This is a genomic window from Phaeobacter inhibens DSM 16374 (assembly GCF_000473105.1).
GTDB classification, from domain to species: domain Bacteria; phylum Pseudomonadota; class Alphaproteobacteria; order Rhodobacterales; family Rhodobacteraceae; genus Phaeobacter; species Phaeobacter inhibens.
On sequence record NZ_KI421498.1, the window covers coordinates 3328358 to 3347697 of the forward strand.

Below are 19340 nucleotides of genomic sequence, written 5' to 3' on the forward strand. Positions count from 1 at the left end.
GGTATTTGGGTGCGTTTGAAAGGCCAGATCATTTGCCCACCTTCCATGTCAGGTCCTTGGGACCGGTGCCCACCGGTGAGGTTTGAGGCTCTACCGCAGGTTGGCTTTCGTCCAGATCCTGCGGCGCGGCGGCTTTTTCGATCTTTACCTTCAGATCGAACCACGCGGCCTGACCGGTGATCGGGTCGGAATTGGCCCAGCGAAGCCCGTCGCCCTTCGGCGGCAGCAGCTCGTGTATCAGATGATTCAGCAGGAAGCCCTTGGTGGCTTCCGGCGCGTTTTCTTCCAGTGCCCAGGCGCCCTTGCGTTTGCCAATGGCGTTCCAGGTCCAGACGGTGTTTTCATTGAGCGCCGCCATCTCCATCACGGGCACGGTGATTTCACCGTGGGGGGAGGTGACCCTGGCCCAGTCGCCATCGCTGAGGTGGTTTTCGCGCATCAGCTTGGTCGGCACATAAAGCGGATTGCGGCCGTGGATCTGGCGCAGCCAGGCGTTCTGCGTGCCCCAGGAGTGATACATTGCCATGGGGCGCTGGGTGAGGGCGTTGACGGTGAAGCCGTCGTTGCCCTGCTGATCGGTTTCATACCAGATCGGCAGCGGGTCCATCGTCTCTTTGATGCGGTCGCGTAGGTGCTCGGGCGGCTGGCGCTCACCGTGGCCTTCAGCGGCCAGCTGGAATTTGCGCAAGGGCTCCACATAAAGCTGGAACAGATAGGGCTGTGGGCTGTCAAAGAGACCGAGATTCACCGCCCAGTCCTGATAGGCCATGTTCCAGGGTTTGAAATAGCTGGCCTCGGCCGGGATATGTTCGACAAAGAAACCGCCCTTTTCGATGTATTTGTTCAGCTGTTCGGGATTCACCTCGCCCCGGCCAACCTTGTCGCCATTCTCACCGCGAAAGCCAGCCAGCGGGCCGATGCCCGGCTTGCGTTCATGGTTCACGATATAATCGGCATAGTCCTGCCATTTGGCGGTGCCGTCTTCATGGGTGAAGCCGGGCAGCTTCATCTTATTGGCAAGCTGCACCAGCACGGTCTGGAAACCCCGCACATCGCGGTCGGGTTCGACCACAGGCCAGCGGATCGCATCCGCTGCGCCGTCGGCTTCGCAGATGGGGCGGTCCAGCAGTGAGATGCAGTCGTGGCGTTCCAGATAGGTGGTGTCGGGCAGGATCAGATCGGCATAGGCCACCATCTCCGACGAATAGGCGTCCGAATAAATGATCCGGGGGATCACATAGTCGCCGTTGTCATCGGTGTCGGTCAGCATCTCCATCACGCCGCGCGTGTTCATCGAGGAGTTCCACGACATATTCGCCATATACATGAACAGCGTGTCGATCTTGTAGGGATCGCCGGCATGGGCGTTGGAGATCACCATATGCATCAGCCCGTGGCTGGACATCGGGTTTTCCCAGGTAAAGGCCTTGTCGATGCGGGCGGGGCTGCCGTCGGTTTTCAGCGCCAGATGTTCCGGCCCGTGTACAAAGCCCAGATGCGGGCCATCCAGCGGTTTATTCGGGGTGACGCGGCAATGGGGCGCGGGATGCGCCTCTACCGGTTTGGGGTAGGGCGGCTTGAAGCGGAAGCCGCCGGGGGCCTCCACCGTGCCCAGCAGGATCTGCAACACATGCAGCGCGCGGCAGGTCTGGAACCCGTTGGCATGGGCCGAGACGCCGCGCATGGAGTGCATGGCGACCGGCCGGCCTTTCATGGTTTTATGGGTTTCACCGCGGAAATCGGTCCATTCCTGATCCAGCTCAAACGCCTCGTCAAAGGCGACGCGGGCCAGTTCGGCGGCGATGGCACGGATGCGTTTGGCGGGGATGCCGCAACGCTCAGCCACGGCTTCGGGGGCGTAGTCATCGCTGAGATAGCGCTGGGCCATCAGCTGGAACACCGACACATGGGTGATGCCATTGAGTTCAAACGAGCCGCCCAGATCGGGGCGCACGCCGCGCATATCAAAAGGCGCCAGCTTGCCGGTGGTGCGGTTGATGACCAGCGGCGCGCCGTGATCGTCGCGCAGGAACAGGCCATAGTCGGGGCTGTCCGGATCCTGATTGACCAGCACCGGCGCATTGGTGAACTGGCCGAGGTAGTCGAGGTCGATCTTGCCGGCCTTCATCAGCACATGCACCAGCGCCAGGATGAACAGCCCGTCGGTGCCCGGCGTGATGCCGACCCAATCGTCAGCCACAGCATTGTAGCCAGAGCGGATTGGGTTTACCCCGATGACCCGCGCGCCACGCGCCTTGATCTTGCCGATGCCCATCTTGATCGGGTTGCTGTCGTGATCCTCGGCGACGCCGAACAGCATGAACAGCTTGGTATGATCCCAGTCGGGCTGGCCGAATTCCCAGAACGCGCCGCCCATGGTGTAGATGCCGGCGGTGGCCATATTGACCGAGCAGAAACCGCCATGGGCCGCATAGTTGCAGGTGCCAAAGTTCTGCGCCCAGAAACTGGTGAAGCTTTGGGATTGATCGCGGCCGGTGAAAAACGCCAGCTTTTCCGGGTTATCCTCGCGGATCGGTTCCAGCCAGCCCGCGGCGATGTCCAGCGCTTCATCCCAGGAGATTTCCTCAAACTTGCCGGAGCCGCGCGGGCCGACGCGTTTCATCGGCGCGCGCAGACGTGACGGCGCGTTGTGCTGCATGATCCCGGCGGAGCCTTTGGCGCAGAGCACGCCCTTGTTCACCGGGTGATCGCGGTTGCCTTCGATATAGGCGACTTTCTTCTGGCCATCCTCATCCGTCTTCATGTGGACGTTGATGCCGCAGCGGCAGGCGCACATGTAGCAGGTGGTCTGGCGGATCTCGTCCGATACGGGCGGCGAGGTGTCTAGCTGGGGCTGGGTATGTGCCATGGTGTCCCTGTTTGATGATGCGCCGGGCCTGCATGGGCCGGGCGGCGTTATTTGGTGTGGCGCGGAGCGTGGCGGATCAGCGCGTATTTATTGGAATATAGGCGCGGGGTTCCGGCCCGTTGTAAAGGGTCAGCGGGCGGATCAGGATATTGCCGCGCTGCTGTTCGATGCACTGGATGATCCAGCCGGGCATCCGCCCGATGGCAAAGATCGGCACGTAGAGATCCATCGCGATGCCATGCAATTGGTAGATCACGCCGGAGTAGAAATCGACATTCACGTTGAGACCATGGCGCGCGTAGGGTTGCATCGCCTCAACCACGGCTTGCAGGATTTCGTACCATTCGGGCGCGCCCATTTCCGCGCCCAGCTGGCGCACGCCGTCGCGCATGTGCCGCGCGCGGGGGTCTTCCTTGCGGTAGACGCGGTGGCCAAATCCGGTGACGGCCTCCTTGGCGGCGCGCTTGGCCTTCACGTAGGCGGCGGCTTTGTCGGGGGTGCCGATCTCATGCACCATTTTCATCACGTCCTCGGCAGCGCCGCCATGGGCCGGACCTGCAAGGGTAGAGAGCGCGGTGACGATCCCGCCGTGCAGATTGGTCTCTGTCCCGATGGTGACGCGCGCGGCAAAGCTGGAGGCATTGGCGCCATGTTCGGCGTGCAGGATGAAATCCACATCCGCCAGCCGGGTCGCCTCGGGTGTGGGTTTCTCGCCCTTCAGCATCCACAGCCAGTTGCCCGCATGGCTGAGATCCATGTCCGGGGCCACAACTTCGCGGCCATTTCGGATCGCGTCATGGGCCGCGATGATGATCGGCACCTGCGAAATCAGCCGGATCCCGTTGGCGACAAAAGCGTCTTCGCCGACCTGCTGGCTGTTCGGTTCCAGTGCCGCAAGCGCCGAGACGGCGGTGCGCAGCACGTCCATCGGATGGCCATCCTTGGTGGCGCGGATGATATCGAGCACCGCCGACGGCAGTACGCGTGCGGTTTTCAATGCGGCGTCAAACTCTGCGAGTTGGTCTGCGGTCGGCAGCTCGCCGTGGATCAGCAGGTAGCAGACTTCCTCAAAGGTGGAGTGGGTGGCGAGATCGTGGATCGAACAGCCGCGATAGCTCAGCTCTCCCTTGGCGCCATCAATGTCGGAAACCCCGGAGCGTTCGAAGTAGATCCCCTTGAGGCCGCGGTTGATCTTGACGTTATCGCTCATTGCTGGCTCCTTTCCCCGCAAGGGAGATCAAAATGACTGTACTTGAAAAGGCATATGCGCTGGCCCGCAACCGTAGGGCGCGGGTGGTGTTCCCCGAAATGGACGACCCCAGAGTGGCGGCTGCGGTGGACCAGCTGACCCGCGAGGGGCTGGTTGAGGCGGTGCCTTTGGCGCCGGTGTCTGACGCGCATGTGGAGGTGCTGGTGGCCGCGCGCGGCATGAAGGAAGGTATCGCCAAGCGGATGCTCGCAAAACCTTTGTACCGCGCGGCGGCAATGGTGGCTGCAGGCGAGGCGGATGCGATGGTGGCGGGCGCGGATGTGCCCACGCGTCGGGTGATTGAGGCGGCCAGCATCGGCATCGGGCTGGATGCAGGGGTCAGTACCGCGTCATCGTTTTTTCTGATGCTGTTTCCCGATGGGCGCGAATTGGTGTTTGCCGATTGCGCGGTAAATGTCGCGCCGGATGCAGCACAACTGGCTGATATTGCACGGGCCTCTGCGCGTTCGGCTGAGACGCTCTTGGGGTCTGCGCGGGTTGCGATGCTATCGTTTTCCACCGGCACCTCGGGCGATGGCGACAGCGTGGCACTGGTGCGCGCGGCGGCAGAGGCCAGCGGATTTGCAGGCCCGGTGCAGGCAGATGCGGCGCTGAACACTGCGATTGCCGAGAAGAAAGGCATCGCTCCGGTTGAGGCCAATGTGCTGATCTTCCCGACGCTGGATGCGGGCAACATCGGGTACAAACTCTGCCAGGAATTGGGCGGCGCGCAGGCGCTGGGGCCGTTCCTGCAGGGCTTTGCCAAGCCGGTTTGCGATCTGAGCCGAGGTGCCTCGGTCGAGGATATCGTGGCGGCGACGGTGTTGACGGTGGCGCAGATCTGATCTGACGCCGGGCCGGACAGGAGGACGGGAGCGGCGATCATGGCGTCCCCATCAGGGTCTGGGCGTCCATCGCGATCTGGCGCTCTTCCTCGGCCTCGACCACCCAGATCGCCACCTTAGAGCTGCCCGCATGCAGGCGCGATTTGCGGGCGTGGTTGGCATCGACATCCATGCGCGCGCCGATCCATTCCAGACCGCGCAGGATGCGGGCGCGCACACCCACCGCGTTTTCGCCGATGCCGCCGGTGAAGGCGATGGCATCCAGCCCCTCCATTGCGGCAATCAGACTGCCTGCATGACGCAGGCTCCAATAGCAGAAATGTTCGATGGCAAAGGCGCTGTCAGCGCTGGGGTCGAGCATCAGGTTGCGCATATCGGATTTGCCGCCCGACAGGCCAAGCAGGCCGCTTTCGTTGTTGAGGATCGCCTTGGTGCGGTCGAGGCCGTTGTCCTCGACCAGGCGTAGCACCGCATTGGCGTCGATCCCGCCCGACCGCGTGCCCATGGTCAGGCCATCCAGGGGTGAATAGCCCATGGTGGTGGCAACGGACTGGCCATTGCGGATCGCACAGAGCGACGCGCCATTGCCGAGGTGAAACGCCAGCAGGCGCGAGGGCAGGGCGGCGCCGGAAATTTCCGGCAGGCGCCGCACCAGCGAGGCGTAGGACAGCCCGTGAAACCCGTAGCGGCGGATGCCCTTGGTCTCTTCCACGCGAGGGATCGCATAGCGGGTTGCGACCTCTGGGTTGGTGGCGTGAAACGAGGTGTCAAAGCTGGCAAACTGCGGCAGATCGGGGGCAGTGGTGGCCATGGTGTCGATCGCGGCGAGGCTATGGGGGTTGTGCAGCGGGGCCAGCGGGGTGCAGTCGGCGATTTCGGTCCGGATCTCGGGCGTGATCCGCACCGGCTTGGTCAGTTTGCGCCCGCCATGCACGACCCTGTGACCCACGGCTGCCAGCTGTGTCGGGTCAAGCCCGTGGTCGGGCAGCGCTGCGAGGATCGCGGCGAGCGCTTCGGCATGGGTGGGGAACTGGCTGTCGCGGCTGGTGTCTGCGATGCGCAGGCGCGATTGCGGCGTGCCGATCCCCTCGGCCAGACCGGCGAGCCGCTGATTGAGATCCGTATCGAAGATCGCGAATTTGATCGAGGAGGAGCCTGCATTGAGGATCAGGATATTGTCGGCGGATCGGGGGCTCATAGCGCAACCTTCGCGATATTGAGGGCGGCCAGAGCCGCCAGAAGGGTGACGACATAGCGGCGAAACAGATGCGGCGCGGCGAGCGCAAAGCCGCGAGAGCCGACCCAGACACCTGCGCCGAGGATGGGAAAGGCAAGGAGAACCCCCCAGAGCGTGTCCGGCCCGGTCAGCCCATGGGCGGACATCACCGGCAGGGCCATCAGGTCGATACCGGTGAGAAACACGATCATCGTGGCGCGAAACACCGCAGGCGGGATCGGCTGCGCGGTCATGAAGGCGGCAGCGGGCAGACCGCCGACGCCGGCGCTATTGGCCATGCCGGAAGCCATGCCCACAGCGACATGGCCGACGGTGCCGATGGGGCGCGCGAGGCTCCAGCCGCTGAGCAAGAGCAGGCTGAGCACAAAGATCAGCACCGAGATTACCAGCCGCGCCTGATCCGGGCCAAGGCGGGCCATCACGGCCACGGCGGGCAGGGTCGCAACGGCGGCACCTGCCAGCAGAGCGAAGGATCTGCGCCAATCGATATGGGGGCGGATGCCGCGCGCCTGAAAGGCGGTCATCGCAATCTCGCAGGCAAAAACCACAGGGATCAGCGGCAGCGGATTGGTGACGAGTGCGGCGAGAATGATGAAGATCGCGGAGAACCCGAAGCCTGAGTATCCGCGGATAAAGGCCGCCGCAAACAATGCGGCGGCCAGAAAGGCGCCCGCGCCCATTGAGAGATCAAAAGGCAGGGGCATTTGCGTCAGACCTGCTGCTCGCGCATGTCGGCCTTGTCGATGCCTGCCACGCGGACCGGCTTCTTCATGGCGTCACGGCGGAACGGTTCGCCCAGTTCCTGATTGATCATGGCTTCGATCAGGGTGGTTTTGCCGTTTTTCTGATCCTCGATGGCCTGCGCCAGCGCCGAGGTCAGCTCATCCATGGTGCGGGCCACAACGCCGTTGAGACCACAGGCCTTGGCGATGCCTGCATAAGAGACCTGCTCGTCCAGTTCGGTGCCGACGAAGTTGTCATCGAACCACAGGGTGGAGTTCCGCTTCTCCGCGCCCCACTGGTAGTTGCGGAACACGATATGGGTGATCGCGGGCCATTCACCGCGGCCAATCGCGGTCAGCTCGGTCACGGCGATGCCGAAGGCACCATCGCCAGAAAAGCCGACAACCGGGGTATCCGGGCAGCCGATCTTCGCGCCGACAATGGCGGGCAGACCATAGCCACAGGGACCAAAGAGGCCGGGGGCGAGGTATTTGCGCCCCTCGTCAAAGGAGGGGTAGGCGTTGCCGATGGCGCAGTTGTTGCCGATGTCAGAGGAGATGATCGCCTCACGGGGGAGGGCCTGCTGGATGGCGCGCCACGCCATGCGCGGGCTCATCCATTCGGGTTTGTCGGCACGGGCGCGCTGGTTCCAGGTGGTGCCCGGATCGTCGTCCTCGTGGGTCATTTCAGTCAGCTGCTGCGCCCAGCGGGATTTGGTTTCCGAGATGCGATTCTTGCGCTCCTCGCGGCCTGCATCGCCTGCGGTGTCGCTCAGCTGGGAGAGGATCCCGGAGGCCACTTTGGCCGCGTCGCCGATGATGCCGACGGAGACTTTCTTGGTCAGGCCGATGCGATCGGGGTTGATATCGACCTGGATAATTTTGGCGTTGGCCGGCCAGTATTCCATGCCGTAACCCGGCAGGGTGGAGAACGGGTTCAGACGGGTGCCGAGGCAGAGGACGACGTCGGCGTCCTTGATCAGCTCCATCCCGGCCTTGGAGCCGTTGTAGCCGAGCGGACCTGCAAACAGCGGGTGGTTGCCGGGAAAGGCGTCATTGTGCTGATAACCCACGCAGACCGGGGCATCCAGACGTTCGGCCAGTTCTTGAGAGGCTGCGATGCCGCCTTTGGAGAGAACCACACCAGCGCCGTTCAGGATCACGGGGTTCTTGGCTTCAGACAGCAGCTTTGCCGCGTCACTGACGGCGGTTTCGCCACCGGAGGGGCGTTCGAATTCGACGATGGCGGGCAGCTCGATGTCGATGACCTGGGTCCACATATCGCGGGGGATGTTCAGCTGCGCCGGGGCTGACGCACGTTTGGCGTTCATGATCACACGGTTCAGAACCTCGGCGACGCGGGAGGGGTCGCGGACCTCTTCCTGATAGGCCACGCAGTCGGCGAACATGCGCATCTGTTCCATTTCCTGGAAACCGCCCTGACCAATGGTCTTGTTTGCGGCTTGCGGGGTGACCAGCAGCAGCGGGGTGTGGTTCCAATAGGCGGTTTTCACGGCGGTGACGAAGTTGGTGATGCCGGGGCCGTTCTGCGCGATCATCATCGACATCTTGCCGGTGGCGCGGGTGTAACCATCGGCCATCATGCCGCCGGAGCCTTCATGGGCGCAGTCCCAGAAGGTGATCCCCGCTTCGGGAAAGATGTCGGAAATCGGCATCATGGCCGAGCCGATAATGCCAAACGCATGTTGGATGCCATGCATTTGCAGTGTTTTTACAAATGCTTCCTCGGTGGTCATTTTCATCGCGTATTCTCCTGATGAGACGCCAAAAGGGCCGGCACAAAGGCCGGGATGAATCTGGTGTATTCCGCCCGGCAGACCCGGGTTAGGGCCAGTTCCCGCCCCGGCTTAGTACCAGTATGCGACGGGGTGTTGAATGCTGCGGTGCAGCGTCAAGCAGGCGGCCGTGAGGCGGGCGAACCACGGCTGTGGCTGGCTAGCCAGCCTTTGCACGGCTGGGGCGGAGGGCCTCTGCGATGAGGGCCAGCCCGGGCGCGATCCGGTTGGACGGGATCGAAGAGTACCCCAAGCGGTAATAGTTCTGTTTGCGGTGTTCCGCCGCGAAGAAAGGCGCGCCGGGTTCGATCAGGACGCTCGTTGCCTTCAGCGACTGGGCGACCGCGGCGGTATCCACACCTTCATCGGCGCGCATCCACAGGGAGGAGCCACCGTAGACCCCAACCCCCGCGACGCTGAGCCCGTGATGGGTCACCGCGTCTTCGATCACGCAGCGGCGATCGTGCAGTACCTTGGCCATGCGGCGGATCTGGGCATCGTAGTGGCCCAGCGACAGGAAATAGGCCACGGTGCGCTGCACATGGCCGGGCGGATGGCGCAGCACATTGGCGCGCAGGGCGCGGGCCTGCCGGATGAAGGGCTCGGACCCCACCAGATAGCCAAGGCGAAGGCCGGGAAAGAGCGATTTGGAAAAGCTGCCGACATAGACCACCCGCCCATCCGCATCGAGTGATTTCAGCGCGGGGGAGGGCGCGCCGAGGAAGGACATTTCAAACTCATAATCGTCTTCGACAATCACCGCGTCGATCTCGCGGGCGCGTTCCAGAAGCTGCTTGCGCCGGGCCATGGGCATGGTCGCCGTGGTCGGGCTTTGGTGGCTGGGGGTGGTGAAGATGACATCGGTGTCATCCCGGATGGTGTCAGGCGGCAGCCCGTCATGATCTACAGGCAGGCAGTCGATCTCGCAGCCGCGATAGACCAGCTGATCGCGCAGGGTATAATAGGTCGGATCCTCCAGCGCGGCCTTGCGTCCCGGTCCCAGCAGCAACTGGGTCACCAGCCAGAGCGCGTTCTGGGCGCCAAGCGTGATCAGGATTTCCTCCGGCCGGGCAGAAATACCGCGGCGGGGCAGGGTGTGGCGGGCGATATATTCCACCAGGAGCGGATCGTCCTGATCGAAGTAATCATTGGTGAGCGCGGCAAAATCCTTCTGTCCCAACGCCCGCAGCGCGCAGAGCCGCCAGTTGGCATGATCAAACAGCGAGGCATCCGCCTGCCCGTAGATGAAGGGATAGCGGTAATCGCGCCAGTCCTGCGGTTTGCGGGGGGTATCGCCGCCGCAGTAATTGCCGACGATGGCCGAGGACCAGTCTACCGTATCCGCAGATTTCTGTGAGGGCGCGTAGCTGGGCGGCACCGGGGCATTCTCGGAGACATAATACCCGGATCGCCCCTTGGAGATCAGGTAATCATTGGCCAGCAGCTCTGTATAGGCCAGCGTCACGGTGATGCGACTGATGCCCAGATGCGCGGCCAGCTTGCGCGAGGAGGGCAGTTTCTCCCCCACTCGCAGGCGCCCGGAGAGAATGCCCTCCGCAATCATTTCCTGGATCTGCGCCTGCAGAGTGCCTTGCGCATCGGGGTTGAGAAAGAAGGTGTCGACAGAGATAGCCATGAATCACTGTAGGCTGGACATAAATGGGGTGCAATCTGGACTTAGTGCCAGTTTGTGGGAATCTGTGCCGTGTACTGGCTTGAGACCGGTGGCGCAGGCCGGTTTCATCCTATCAAGCGGGGTGGCAAGACGAATATGCTCATTTGCCGTTTGATCCCATGCACCAGAGGTATCTTGCATTTCGCCATTAAAACTATAAAACTAGTTATATAGAATAATTTGAGGCCAGGACGAGGCCAAGAGGTGCGTTATGGAATGGGAACATGCGGCGGGTGGATTTGCGGCGATGGGGTCGGAGGCGCGGCTGGCGGTGTTGCGCTGTCTGGTGCGCGCGGGCGAAGGCGGGTTGATGGTGCAGGATATTCAGGCCCGCACGGGCATTGCGCCGTCCACATTGGCCCATCATCTGAAACTGCTGGCAAGCGCGGGGCTGATCCTGCAGCGCAAGGAAGGGCGCAGCACCTATAACACGGCAGATTATGCCCAGTTGAAGCAAATGGCGGAGTTTATCCTCAGCGAGTGCTGCGCGGATGATGTCTCTGTCCGGGAGGTGGCGAACGATGGCTGAGCTGACACAAAACCTGCGTCCCGTGGCGCTGATTGCGCGGGGGATTAAAACGCCATGGGCGTTGTGTGTGGCGATCCTGCTGGCGGTGGCTGTGCTGGATCCCGGCAATCTGGCAGAGGTCATCCGGTTCGCCGGGGCGGCGTTGCTGCACACCGGGCGTTACATTCTGTTTGCGGTGCTGCTGTTGTCCTACCTCAAGGCGACGGGGGCCGAGGTGATGGTGGCGCGGGCCTTTGAAGGGCGCGAAGTGCGGATGATCTTTCTCGCGGCGGTCTTTGGCGGGCTGGCACCGTTTTGTTCCTGCGAGGTGATTCCGTTCATTGCGGGGCTTCTGGCGCTGGGCGCGCCGCTTTCTGCGGTGATGGCGTTCTGGCTGGCCTCGCCCCTGATCGACCCGCCGACGCTGCTGATCACGGCTGGGGCGCTCGGCTGGCCGTTTGCGATTGCCAAGGCGGTCGCGGCGGTGGCGCTGGGGCTGTTTGGTGGCTTTGTCATCAAGGCATTGCGGGGGGCTGGAGCCTTTGCCAGCCCGCTGAGGCAGGCGCCGACCTCAGGCTGCTGTGGTTGTGGAGCGCCCAAGGCCGAGGCGCCGGTCTGGGCCTTTTGGCGGGAACCTGCGCGGCGCAGTCAGTTTCGGCAGGAATTCATCAGCAATGGCCTGTTTCTGGTGAAATGGTTGACGTTGGCCTATGTGCTGGAGGCGCTGTTGGTGTCCTATGTGCCTGCGGATCTCATTGCCACTTTGGTTGGTGGGGAGGGGATTCTGCCGATTGCCACTGCGGCGCTGGTGGGGATGCCTGCCTATCTCAACTCCTATGTGGCGCCGCCTTTTCTGGCGGGGCTGATGGAGCAGGGGATGAGCGCGGGGGCTGCCATGGCGTTTATGGTGGCCGGGGCGGTCAGTTCAATCCCGGCGATGGCGGCGGTTTGGTCACTGGTGAAACCGCAGGTCTTTGCCGCCTATCTGGCATTGGGGATCACCGGCGCGATTCTGTCTGGGATCCTGTTTCAGATGGTTTAACAAATGCGCAATGAGCGGGGGCTTGGCTCCCGCCCGTTGCAAGGCAATCAGAGATGACCCTGCGCCCGTTGGGCCAAGCGCCGCGCATCTGCGCGGCGCAGCGCGTATGGGGCGGCGATTCTGGCTGGCTGGGGACCGGTGGCCTCCTCGATCCGTTTCTTGCGGGAAAGGGAAGAGCCTCCGCTGCAACCGCATGAAACGGGTCGAGTGCATGTCGGTGAGGCGGTTAGCTCAGGGCGTCAACCAATGGAGGCTTTGATCATGGAACTTAAGGACAAGACACTCATCATAACCGGTGCTAGCAGCGGAATTGGCGCCGCAGCCGCGCAATTGTTTGCGGCAGAAGGGGCCAACGTCGTGCTGGGTGCACGGCGGCAGGCTGAACTGCAAACCCTTACCGGGAAGATCAACCAGAGCGGTGGAGGGGCAGCCTGTCTGGCCGGGGATGTTACGGAGGAATCCTATTCAGAAGCCCTGGTGGCCCTGGCGACAGAGGAGTTCGGCGGGTTGGACGGCGCCTTTAACAACGCGGGCATGATGGGCGATATAGGGCCGGTTGAACAGATGGATGCCGCCAACTGGAACGCCGTCATCACGGCAAACCTGACCGCCGCGTTTTTCTCGGCCAAGGCGCAGATCCCGGCTCTGCGCGCAGGCGGCGGTGGCGCGCTGGTGTTTACCGGATCCTTCGTCGGTTTCAGCAATGGCGGCATGCCGGGCATGGGGGCCTATGCGGCCTCCAAGGCGGGGTTGATCGGCCTAGTTCAGTCGCTGGCCTCCGATCTGGCTGCAGAGGGTATCCGCGCAAACGCGCTGCTGCCCGGGGGAACCAAAACCGCCATGGCCGGTGATGATCCGGACACCCACAGTTTTATCGCCGGGCTGCACCCGATGAAACGAATGGCCGCTCCGGTGGAAATCGCCCAGGCGGCGCTGTTTCTTCTGTCGGACCGGTCCAGTTTCGTGACCGGCGGTCCGGTGGCGGTGGATGGCGGAATCGCGGCACGGCTTGTCTGAATCCGACCGGGCCAACTGTCTCAACAAAAAAGCGCCCCGGACATACCGGGGCGCAATTCGTTCCTCCAGCAGGGAAGTGTATCAGCCAAAGACCTTGGTCAGGGCCACATCCACCGCGTCGGTGATCTTGTCCACATCTTCTGGCGTGACGATCAGTGCGGGGCTGAAGCACAGGGTGTTGTTCTTGCCCGGAATGGAGCGGTTGGTCACACCGATGATGACGTTCTGATTGCCACATTCAGCCACAACCGCCTGTGCCAGTTTCTCGTCCACCGGTTCCTTGGTCTCGCGGTCCGCGACCAGTTCGGCGCCGAGGAACAGACCCTTGCCGCGGACATCGCCGATGACCTGATGTTTCTCCATCAGCGCCTCAAGGTTGGCCTTCATCCGCGCGCCCATGGCGGTGCAGTTGTCGAGCAGGTTCTCATCCTCGATGATCTGCATATTGACCAGCGCGGCCGCAGGGCCAGCGGTACAGCCGCCGAAGGTGGAGATGTCGCGGAAGTAGTTCAGCGGATCGCTGGCGTCATCCTTGAACATGTCAAAGACCGCTTCGGTGGTGACGAGGCAGGCAATCGCCGCATAGCCGGAGGCCACACCTTTGGCCATGGTCACGAAATCGGGCTGGATACCGTAGTGCTGATAGCCAAACCAGGTGCCGGTGCGGCCAACGCCACAGACCACTTCGTCGATGTGCAAGAGGATGTCATACTGTTTGCAGATCTCCTGCACGCGCGGCCAGTAGCCTTCGGGGGCCTCGATAACACCACCACCTGCGGTCACCGGTTCAAGGCAGAGCGCGCCAACGGTGTCGGGGCCTTCGCGCAGGATGATCTCTTCGATCTGGTTGGCCGCTGCAATGCCGAACTCCTTGCCGGAGAGATGCTCCAGACCCAGCTCGTGCTTGCGGTATTCCATGCAGTGGGGAACCTTCACGAAATCAGGCGCGAAGGGGCCGTATTGCATGTTGCGCTCTTCCTGACCGCCTGCGGACATCGCCGCGAGGGTGGAGCCGTGGTAGTCGCGGTCGCGATAGAGGATCTTGGTTTTCTTGCCGTCGTATTTCTTGTGCGCGATCTGGCGCACCATCTTGAAGGCTTTCTCATTCGCCTCAGAACCGGAGTTGTTGTAGTAGACCCGGCTCATGCCCGGCATCTTCTCAATCAGCTTCTCTGCGAACAGCGCACCGGGGATGGACCCTGCCGACTGGGCGAAATAGCAGAGTTTCATCAGCTGGTCATAGACCGCCTTGGCGATTTCCTCGCGGCCATAGCCGACGTTGACGGTCCAGACACCGCCGGAAACGGCATCGAGCCATTCCTTGCCGTTCTGGTCCCAAACCCGCATGCCCTTGCCCTCGACGATGATGCGGGGGTCGTTTTCTTCAAAAGGCTTGTGCTGGATCAGGTGATGCCAGACGTTGGCCTTGTCTGCGGCGATGACCCGGCTCAGGTCGTTTTCATTGAACGTGCCATCCATGACATGCCCTTTCCAAGTTGTTCGAAAATGCGGTCTGCCATGGATTGTCTGGTCAGACTCGCCCTGTATCTACGAAACGCTATATTTACGTTTTGCTCTAGGTCCAGTTGCCGGCGCAATTTAGCTCCAGACGCGGAGCTGGCGGATGATTGCGGTAAAAAACATTTGTTCTGGATTTGCCGGATTGAGAACGTGCGTCGTTATGCGCCAAATCGGTGCAGTAACACATGCGGAGCGAAGCGTTGACGACATATCATCTGATGGTGGCCCCCAATGGGGCGCGGCGGCGGCAGTCGGATCATGCAGGGCTGCCGTTGCGCACGGCGGAGATTGCCGCGACGGCGGCGACCTGCCAGCGCGCCGGGGCGGACGCGCTGCATCTGCATGTGCGCGACCGGGACGGCGGGCATTCGCTGGATGCGGGACGCTACCGCGCGGCGATCGCGGCGGTGGCCGAGGCCGCGCCGGGCATGGCGATCCAGATCACCACCGAGAGTGCCGGGGTTTTTGACGTGGCCGATCAGCTGGCCTGTCTGGAGGCGCTGCGCCCGGCGGCGGCCTCTGTGTCTATCCGAGAGATGGCGCGGGATTGGCGATTGGCATCGCGGGCTTATGCGGTCTGTGCGGAGGCGCGGACCGAGGTGCAGCATATCCTTTATGACCTGAACTGTGTGGCCCTGCTGCGGGCGGGCTATGCTGCGGGGCGGATTCCCGCAGCGATGCGGTCAGCGATATTCGTTCTGGGACGCTACGCGCCGCCGCGTCTGGCCCATCCGTCGGAGTTGCGCCCGTTTCTGGCGGCAACTGCGGATCTGGATCTGGACTGGGGGCTCTGCGCCTTTGGCCAAGAAGAGCACGCCTGCCTGCTGGCAGGGCTTGAGGCCGGCGGGCGGCTGCGGATCGGGTTTGAAAACAATACCCAGGCTGCGGATGGATCAGCGTATCCTGACAACGCGGCCTCTGTCGCGGCTTTTGTCGCATTGGCCCGCGCGGCGGGGCATCGCCCGCACATGATGTCTGTAATTAGTGATCAAGGAACCCAGTTATGAGCCATGTTTTCCCCCGCCACACCAAGGCCGTTCTGCCCACCGCCGTTGCAGGGGACGGCTGCTACCTGATTGATGCCAATGGCAAACGCTATTTCGATGGCTCCGGCGGCGCGGCGGTGTCCTGTCTGGGCCATTCCGATGCCGAGGTGATTGCGGCCATACAGGAGCAGGTTGGCAAGCTGGCCTTTGCCCATACCGGGTTCATGACGTCGGAACCCGCAGAAGCGCTGGCGGATCTGCTGATTTCACAGGCGCCGGGGGATCTGGACCGGGTCTATTTCGTCTCTGGCGGGTCAGAGGCGACGGAGGCCGCGATCAAGCTGGCGCGGCAGTATCATCTGGAGCGTGGCGACAGCGCGCGCCGTCACGTGATCGCGCGCAGGCAGAGCTATCACGGCAATACGCTGGGGGCACTTGCAGCGGGCGGCAATGCATGGCGACGCCAGCAGTTTGCGCCGCTGCTGATCGATATTTCGCATATCGCGCCCTGCTATGAATATGTTGATCGGGGCGAGGGCGAGAGCCGCTATGACTATGGTCAGCGCGTCGCCAATGAGCTGGAGGCGGAGATCCTGCGGCTTGGGCCAGAAACGGTCATGGCCTTTATGGCGGAGCCTGTGGTGGGGGCGACATCCGGCGCGGTGCCGGCCGTTGAGGGGTATTTCAAACGCATTCGCGAAATCTGCGACCAATATGGCGTGTTGCTCATTCTGGATGAGGTAATGTGTGGCATGGGGCGGACTGGTCATTTGTTCGCCTGCGAGGCGGATGGTGTTGCGCCGGATATCCTCTGTATCGCCAAGGGGCTGGGCGCTGGCTATCAGCCGATTGGCGCGATGCTGTGCAGCCGTCAGATCTATGACGCCATTGAGGGCGGAAGCGGTTTTTTCCAGCATGGCCACACCTATATCGGCCACCCGGTGGCAACGGCGGCGGGGCTGGCAGTGGTGCGGGCGCTGCTGGATCGCGGGCTGGTGCAGCGCAGTGCGGAGATGGGCGAGACGTTGCACGCGGCGCTGGTTGCGCGCTTTGGTCAGCATCCGCATGTGGGCGATCTGCGCGGGCGTGGGTTGTTCCGGGGGATCGAGCTGGTGGCAGATCGGGAGAGCAAGACGCCCTTTGATCCTGGCCTAGGTATTGCGGGCAAGCTGAAAAAGGCCGCGTTCGAGGCCGGGTTGATCTGCTACCCTATGGCGGGCACGCGGGATGGGCGCAACGGTGATCATATCCTGCTCGCGCCGCCCTTTATCCTGAGTGAGGATCAGATTGGCGAGATCACAGACAAGCTGGAGGTTGCCTTGGATCAGGTGCTGCCCTGAGCGAGTTGGTACTGGGGCGGTCTTAAGAGATTCGCGGACTGGCCGATCAAGCCATGGGGATTCAGCCCGGTGCATGGGATTTTGATCGGTTTTGGATGTGTATTTGGTGTCATTTTCTTTAAGCACTGACTTAATTATGCAGTAAATGAGTGAATATTTTCCGCTCTTGCTTGGTAGTGTGTTGGAATACACCAAGAGGACCGTTCAAATGACCACAGATATCGCCACTCCCGACCTTCTTGATCGCTTCAGCGCGTCACTTGCCGGGGCTGAGTGTCTGGACCGGCTGCGGGCCGGTGTCATTGGTGAAGGGGCGGAACTGCCAGGGCCGAATGGGCCGGTGACGATGATCTATGCCGATTATGTCGCCTCTGGCCGCGCCCTGCGGCAGGTTGAGGACTTTGTTCTGACGGAGGTGCTGCCGTTCTATGCCAACAGCCACACCGAGGCGTCTTATTGCGGCAGCTTCATGACCCGGCTGCGTGGCGCAGCACGGCAGACAATTGCGCGGATCTGCGGTGCGGATGATCGCTTTGCCACGGTGTTTACCGGATCGGGTGCAACGGCGGGCCTGAACCGGCTGGTGCATCTGCTGGGGGTTTCCGGCGCGGTGGCTGCGGGGCAGACGCCTCTGGTGATCCTTGGCCCTTATGAGCATCATTCCAACATCCTGCCGTGGCGCGAAAGCGGCGCCGAAGTGGTGGAGATTGCCGAAGCGGCCGAGGGCGGGCCGGACATGGCGGAGCTGGAGGCGGTCTTGCAGCGGGCGGCGGGCGGCGACCGCCTGATCGTGGGGGCGTTTTCAGCGGCGTCAAATGTGACAGGGATTGTTACCGACACCGATGCGGTCAGCCGTCTGCTGCGCCAGTACGGCGCGCGGGTGGTCTGGGATTACGCCGGTGGTGGGCCCTATCTGCCGATGGATATGTCTGCGGGTACCGATGCCGAGAAGGACGCGATTGTATTTTCAGCCCATAAGTTCCTGGGCGGGCCGGGGGCGTCTGGCGTGATGATCCTGCGCAAGGCTGCGGTGGCAAGCACACGCCCGACGCTGCCCGGTGGCGGCACCGTGAAATTTGTCTCCCCCTGGCGGCATGATTACGCGGATGATCTTGCCGCGCGGGAAGAGGCGGGCACGCCCAATGTTGTGGGTGATATCCGGGCCGCGCTGTGCCTCCTGGTGAAGGAGGCGATGGGTCAGGCGTTTATGGACCGGCGGCAGGAAGAGCTGCGCCAGCGGGCGCTGGCGGCCTGGCAGGATCTGCCCAATCTGCAAATCCTCGGCAATCCGAACGCAAGGCAGAAGCTGCCGATCTTCTCGTTTCAGGTGCAGGATCCCGAGACCGGCGCGCCGATCCACCAGCAACTGTTCACCCGCATGCTGTCGGATCACTACGGGGTGCAGGCCCGTGGCGGCTGCGCCTGTGCGGGGCCTTATGCGCATCGGCTGCTGAATATCGGGCAGGGGCAGTCCTGCGCTATGCGCGCGGCCATTTTGGACGGGCAGGAGATCGAGAAGCCCGGCTGGACGCGGCTCAATTTCTCCGCCACGCTGAGCGATGAGAAAGCCGATGCAATCATCCACGCGGTGCGCGACCTTGCACAGGATCCGCAGCGGTTCTGCGAGGGCTACAACGTCGATACCTCTACTGCGCGCTTTGCGCCGAAGGTGGCATAATGTGCCGTCTGCTCGCCTGGAACGGGGCCCCGCGCTACCTTGAGGATCTGGTATTTGTGCCGGAACATTCGCTGGTGCATCAATGCCGCAACGCGCTGATCTGCAAGACGCCGATCAATGCTGATGGGTTTGGTATGGCCTGGTATTCGGACCGGCCCGAACCCTGTCTGTATAAGGATACTCACCCGGCCTGGTCTGATCCCAATCTGGCGCAGATTTCGCGCCATACCAAAACCGGGCTGTTCCTGGCCCATGTGCGCGCCTCGACCGGAACCGCGACTTCGCGCAACAATTGTCACCCTTTTGCCAGCGGCAAGTGGAGCTTTATGCACAATGGTCAGGCCGGCGGGCATATGATGTTCCGCAAGCGGCTGGACACGATGATCCCCGATGCGTTTTACGATCATCGTCTGGGCGGCACGGAGAGCGAGGCGATATTCCTCATTGCCCTTGGTCTGGGGCTGAATGCCGACCCCATCGGGGCGGTGGCTGCCGCCGTACAGCAGGTTGAGGCCGTCTCGCGTGATCATGGCACCACGCCGCATATGCGCTTTGGCGCCTGCTGGTCCGATGGTACCCGGCTTTACGCGGCGCGCTATGCGTCCGACCGGCACGCGCCGAGCCTCTATTATAGGGTCTACAAGGAAGGGGTGATTGTCACCTCTGAACCGTTGGACAGTGATACTGGCAGCTGGATTGAGGTGCAGCCGAACCGCGCACTGGTGGTTGAGGGGGGCGAGGTCATGGACCTGCCATTCACCACGGCCTTGGCGGCCTGATCCAACCCCGGCGCGGGCGGGAGAGCAGCGCCAGCGCGTTGGTGGGCTGGGAGAGCAAAGCGCGGTTGACTATCGG

At 62.6% G+C, this 19340-nt stretch carries 15 protein-coding genes; 8 read left to right on the forward strand and 7 right to left on the reverse strand.

Annotated features, from left to right (window positions below; all coding sequences use genetic code 11):
• Positions 1-28: 28 nt before the first annotated feature.
• Both INHI_RS0119955 and INHI_RS0119960 read right to left on the reverse strand, forming a co-directional pair.
• A complete protein-coding gene (locus tag INHI_RS0119955; protein ID WP_027248704.1) occupies positions 29-2869 on the reverse strand; it encodes a molybdopterin oxidoreductase family protein in 2841 nt (946 codons plus the stop codon).
• Between the two features lie 76 nt (positions 2870-2945).
• Positions 2946-4079, reverse strand: coding sequence for a citrate synthase (locus tag INHI_RS0119960; protein WP_027248705.1), 1134 nt, complete (start codon positions 4077-4079; stop codon positions 2946-2948).
• A gap of 32 nt (positions 4080-4111) precedes the next feature.
• Between INHI_RS0119960 and INHI_RS20640 the strand changes: the two genes are divergently transcribed.
• Positions 4112-4963, forward strand: coding sequence for a phosphate acyltransferase (locus INHI_RS20640; RefSeq protein WP_036767203.1), 852 nt, complete (start codon positions 4112-4114; stop codon positions 4961-4963).
• Positions 4964-5000: 37 nt separating this feature from the next.
• Here INHI_RS20640 and INHI_RS0119980 read toward each other — a convergent pair whose 3' ends face one another.
• The 4 genes from INHI_RS0119980 to pdxR form a co-directional block, all read right to left on the reverse strand.
• Entirely contained in the window at positions 5001-6161 is a 1161-nt protein-coding gene (locus tag INHI_RS0119980) for an acetate/propionate family kinase (RefSeq protein WP_027248708.1), read from the reverse strand.
• Positions 6158-6904, reverse strand: a complete 747-nt coding sequence (locus INHI_RS0119985) for a TSUP family transporter (RefSeq protein WP_027248709.1) — start codon at positions 6902-6904, stop codon at positions 6158-6160. The genes INHI_RS0119980 and INHI_RS0119985 overlap by 4 nt, the downstream gene beginning before the upstream one ends.
• Positions 6905-6909: 5 nt before the next feature.
• Positions 6910-8685, reverse strand: coding sequence for a sulfoacetaldehyde acetyltransferase (xsc, locus tag INHI_RS0119990; protein WP_014881051.1), 1776 nt, complete (start codon positions 8683-8685; stop codon positions 6910-6912).
• Positions 8686-8878: 193 nt separating this feature from the next.
• Positions 8879-10354 carry a MocR-like pyridoxine biosynthesis transcription factor PdxR gene (gene pdxR, locus INHI_RS0119995; RefSeq protein WP_027248710.1) on the reverse strand — a complete coding sequence of 492 codons (1476 nt, stop codon included), beginning with the start codon at positions 10352-10354 and terminating at the stop codon, positions 8879-8881.
• A 250-nt stretch (positions 10355-10604) separates the two neighbouring features.
• Here pdxR and INHI_RS0120000 point away from each other — a divergent pair, with 250 nt between their 5' ends.
• From INHI_RS0120000 to INHI_RS0120010, 3 genes are all read left to right on the forward strand, one after another.
• Positions 10605-10922 carry an ArsR/SmtB family transcription factor gene (locus tag INHI_RS0120000; protein WP_014875764.1) on the forward strand — a complete coding sequence of 106 codons (318 nt, stop codon included), beginning with the start codon at positions 10605-10607 and terminating at the stop codon, positions 10920-10922.
• On the forward strand, positions 10915-11943 hold the full coding sequence (locus tag INHI_RS0120005) for a permease (protein WP_027248711.1): 1029 nt from the start codon (positions 10915-10917) through the stop codon (positions 11941-11943). The genes INHI_RS0120000 and INHI_RS0120005 overlap by 8 nt, the downstream gene beginning before the upstream one ends.
• A gap of 261 nt (positions 11944-12204) precedes the next feature.
• On the forward strand, positions 12205-12960 hold the full coding sequence (locus INHI_RS0120010; protein ID WP_027248712.1) for an SDR family oxidoreductase: 756 nt from the start codon (positions 12205-12207) through the stop codon (positions 12958-12960).
• An 81-nt stretch (positions 12961-13041) separates the two neighbouring features.
• On the opposite strand, the gene INHI_RS0120015 is transcribed toward INHI_RS0120010, so the two are convergent.
• Positions 13042-14439 carry an aminotransferase family protein gene (locus INHI_RS0120015; protein WP_027248713.1) on the reverse strand — a complete coding sequence of 466 codons (1398 nt, stop codon included), beginning with the start codon at positions 14437-14439 and terminating at the stop codon, positions 13042-13044.
• Between the two features lie 242 nt (positions 14440-14681).
• Here INHI_RS0120015 and INHI_RS0120020 point away from each other — a divergent pair, with 242 nt between their 5' ends.
• From INHI_RS0120020 to INHI_RS0120035, 4 genes are all read left to right on the forward strand, one after another.
• A complete protein-coding gene (locus INHI_RS0120020; RefSeq protein ID WP_027248714.1) occupies positions 14682-15488 on the forward strand; it encodes a 3-keto-5-aminohexanoate cleavage protein in 807 nt (268 codons plus the stop codon).
• Complete coding sequence (locus tag INHI_RS0120025; protein WP_027248715.1) at positions 15485-16807, forward strand: aspartate aminotransferase family protein; 1323 nt, start codon at positions 15485-15487, stop codon at positions 16805-16807. Before INHI_RS0120020 ends, INHI_RS0120025 begins: the two co-directional genes overlap by 4 nt.
• A 208-nt stretch (positions 16808-17015) precedes the next feature.
• Entirely contained in the window at positions 17016-18485 is a 1470-nt protein-coding gene (locus INHI_RS0120030) for an aminotransferase class V-fold PLP-dependent enzyme (RefSeq protein WP_027248716.1), read from the forward strand.
• Complete coding sequence (locus INHI_RS0120035; RefSeq protein WP_027248717.1) at positions 18485-19264, forward strand: class II glutamine amidotransferase; 780 nt, start codon at positions 18485-18487, stop codon at positions 19262-19264. Before INHI_RS0120030 ends, INHI_RS0120035 begins: the two co-directional genes overlap by 1 nt.
• The last annotated feature ends 76 nt before the right edge of the window (positions 19265-19340 follow it).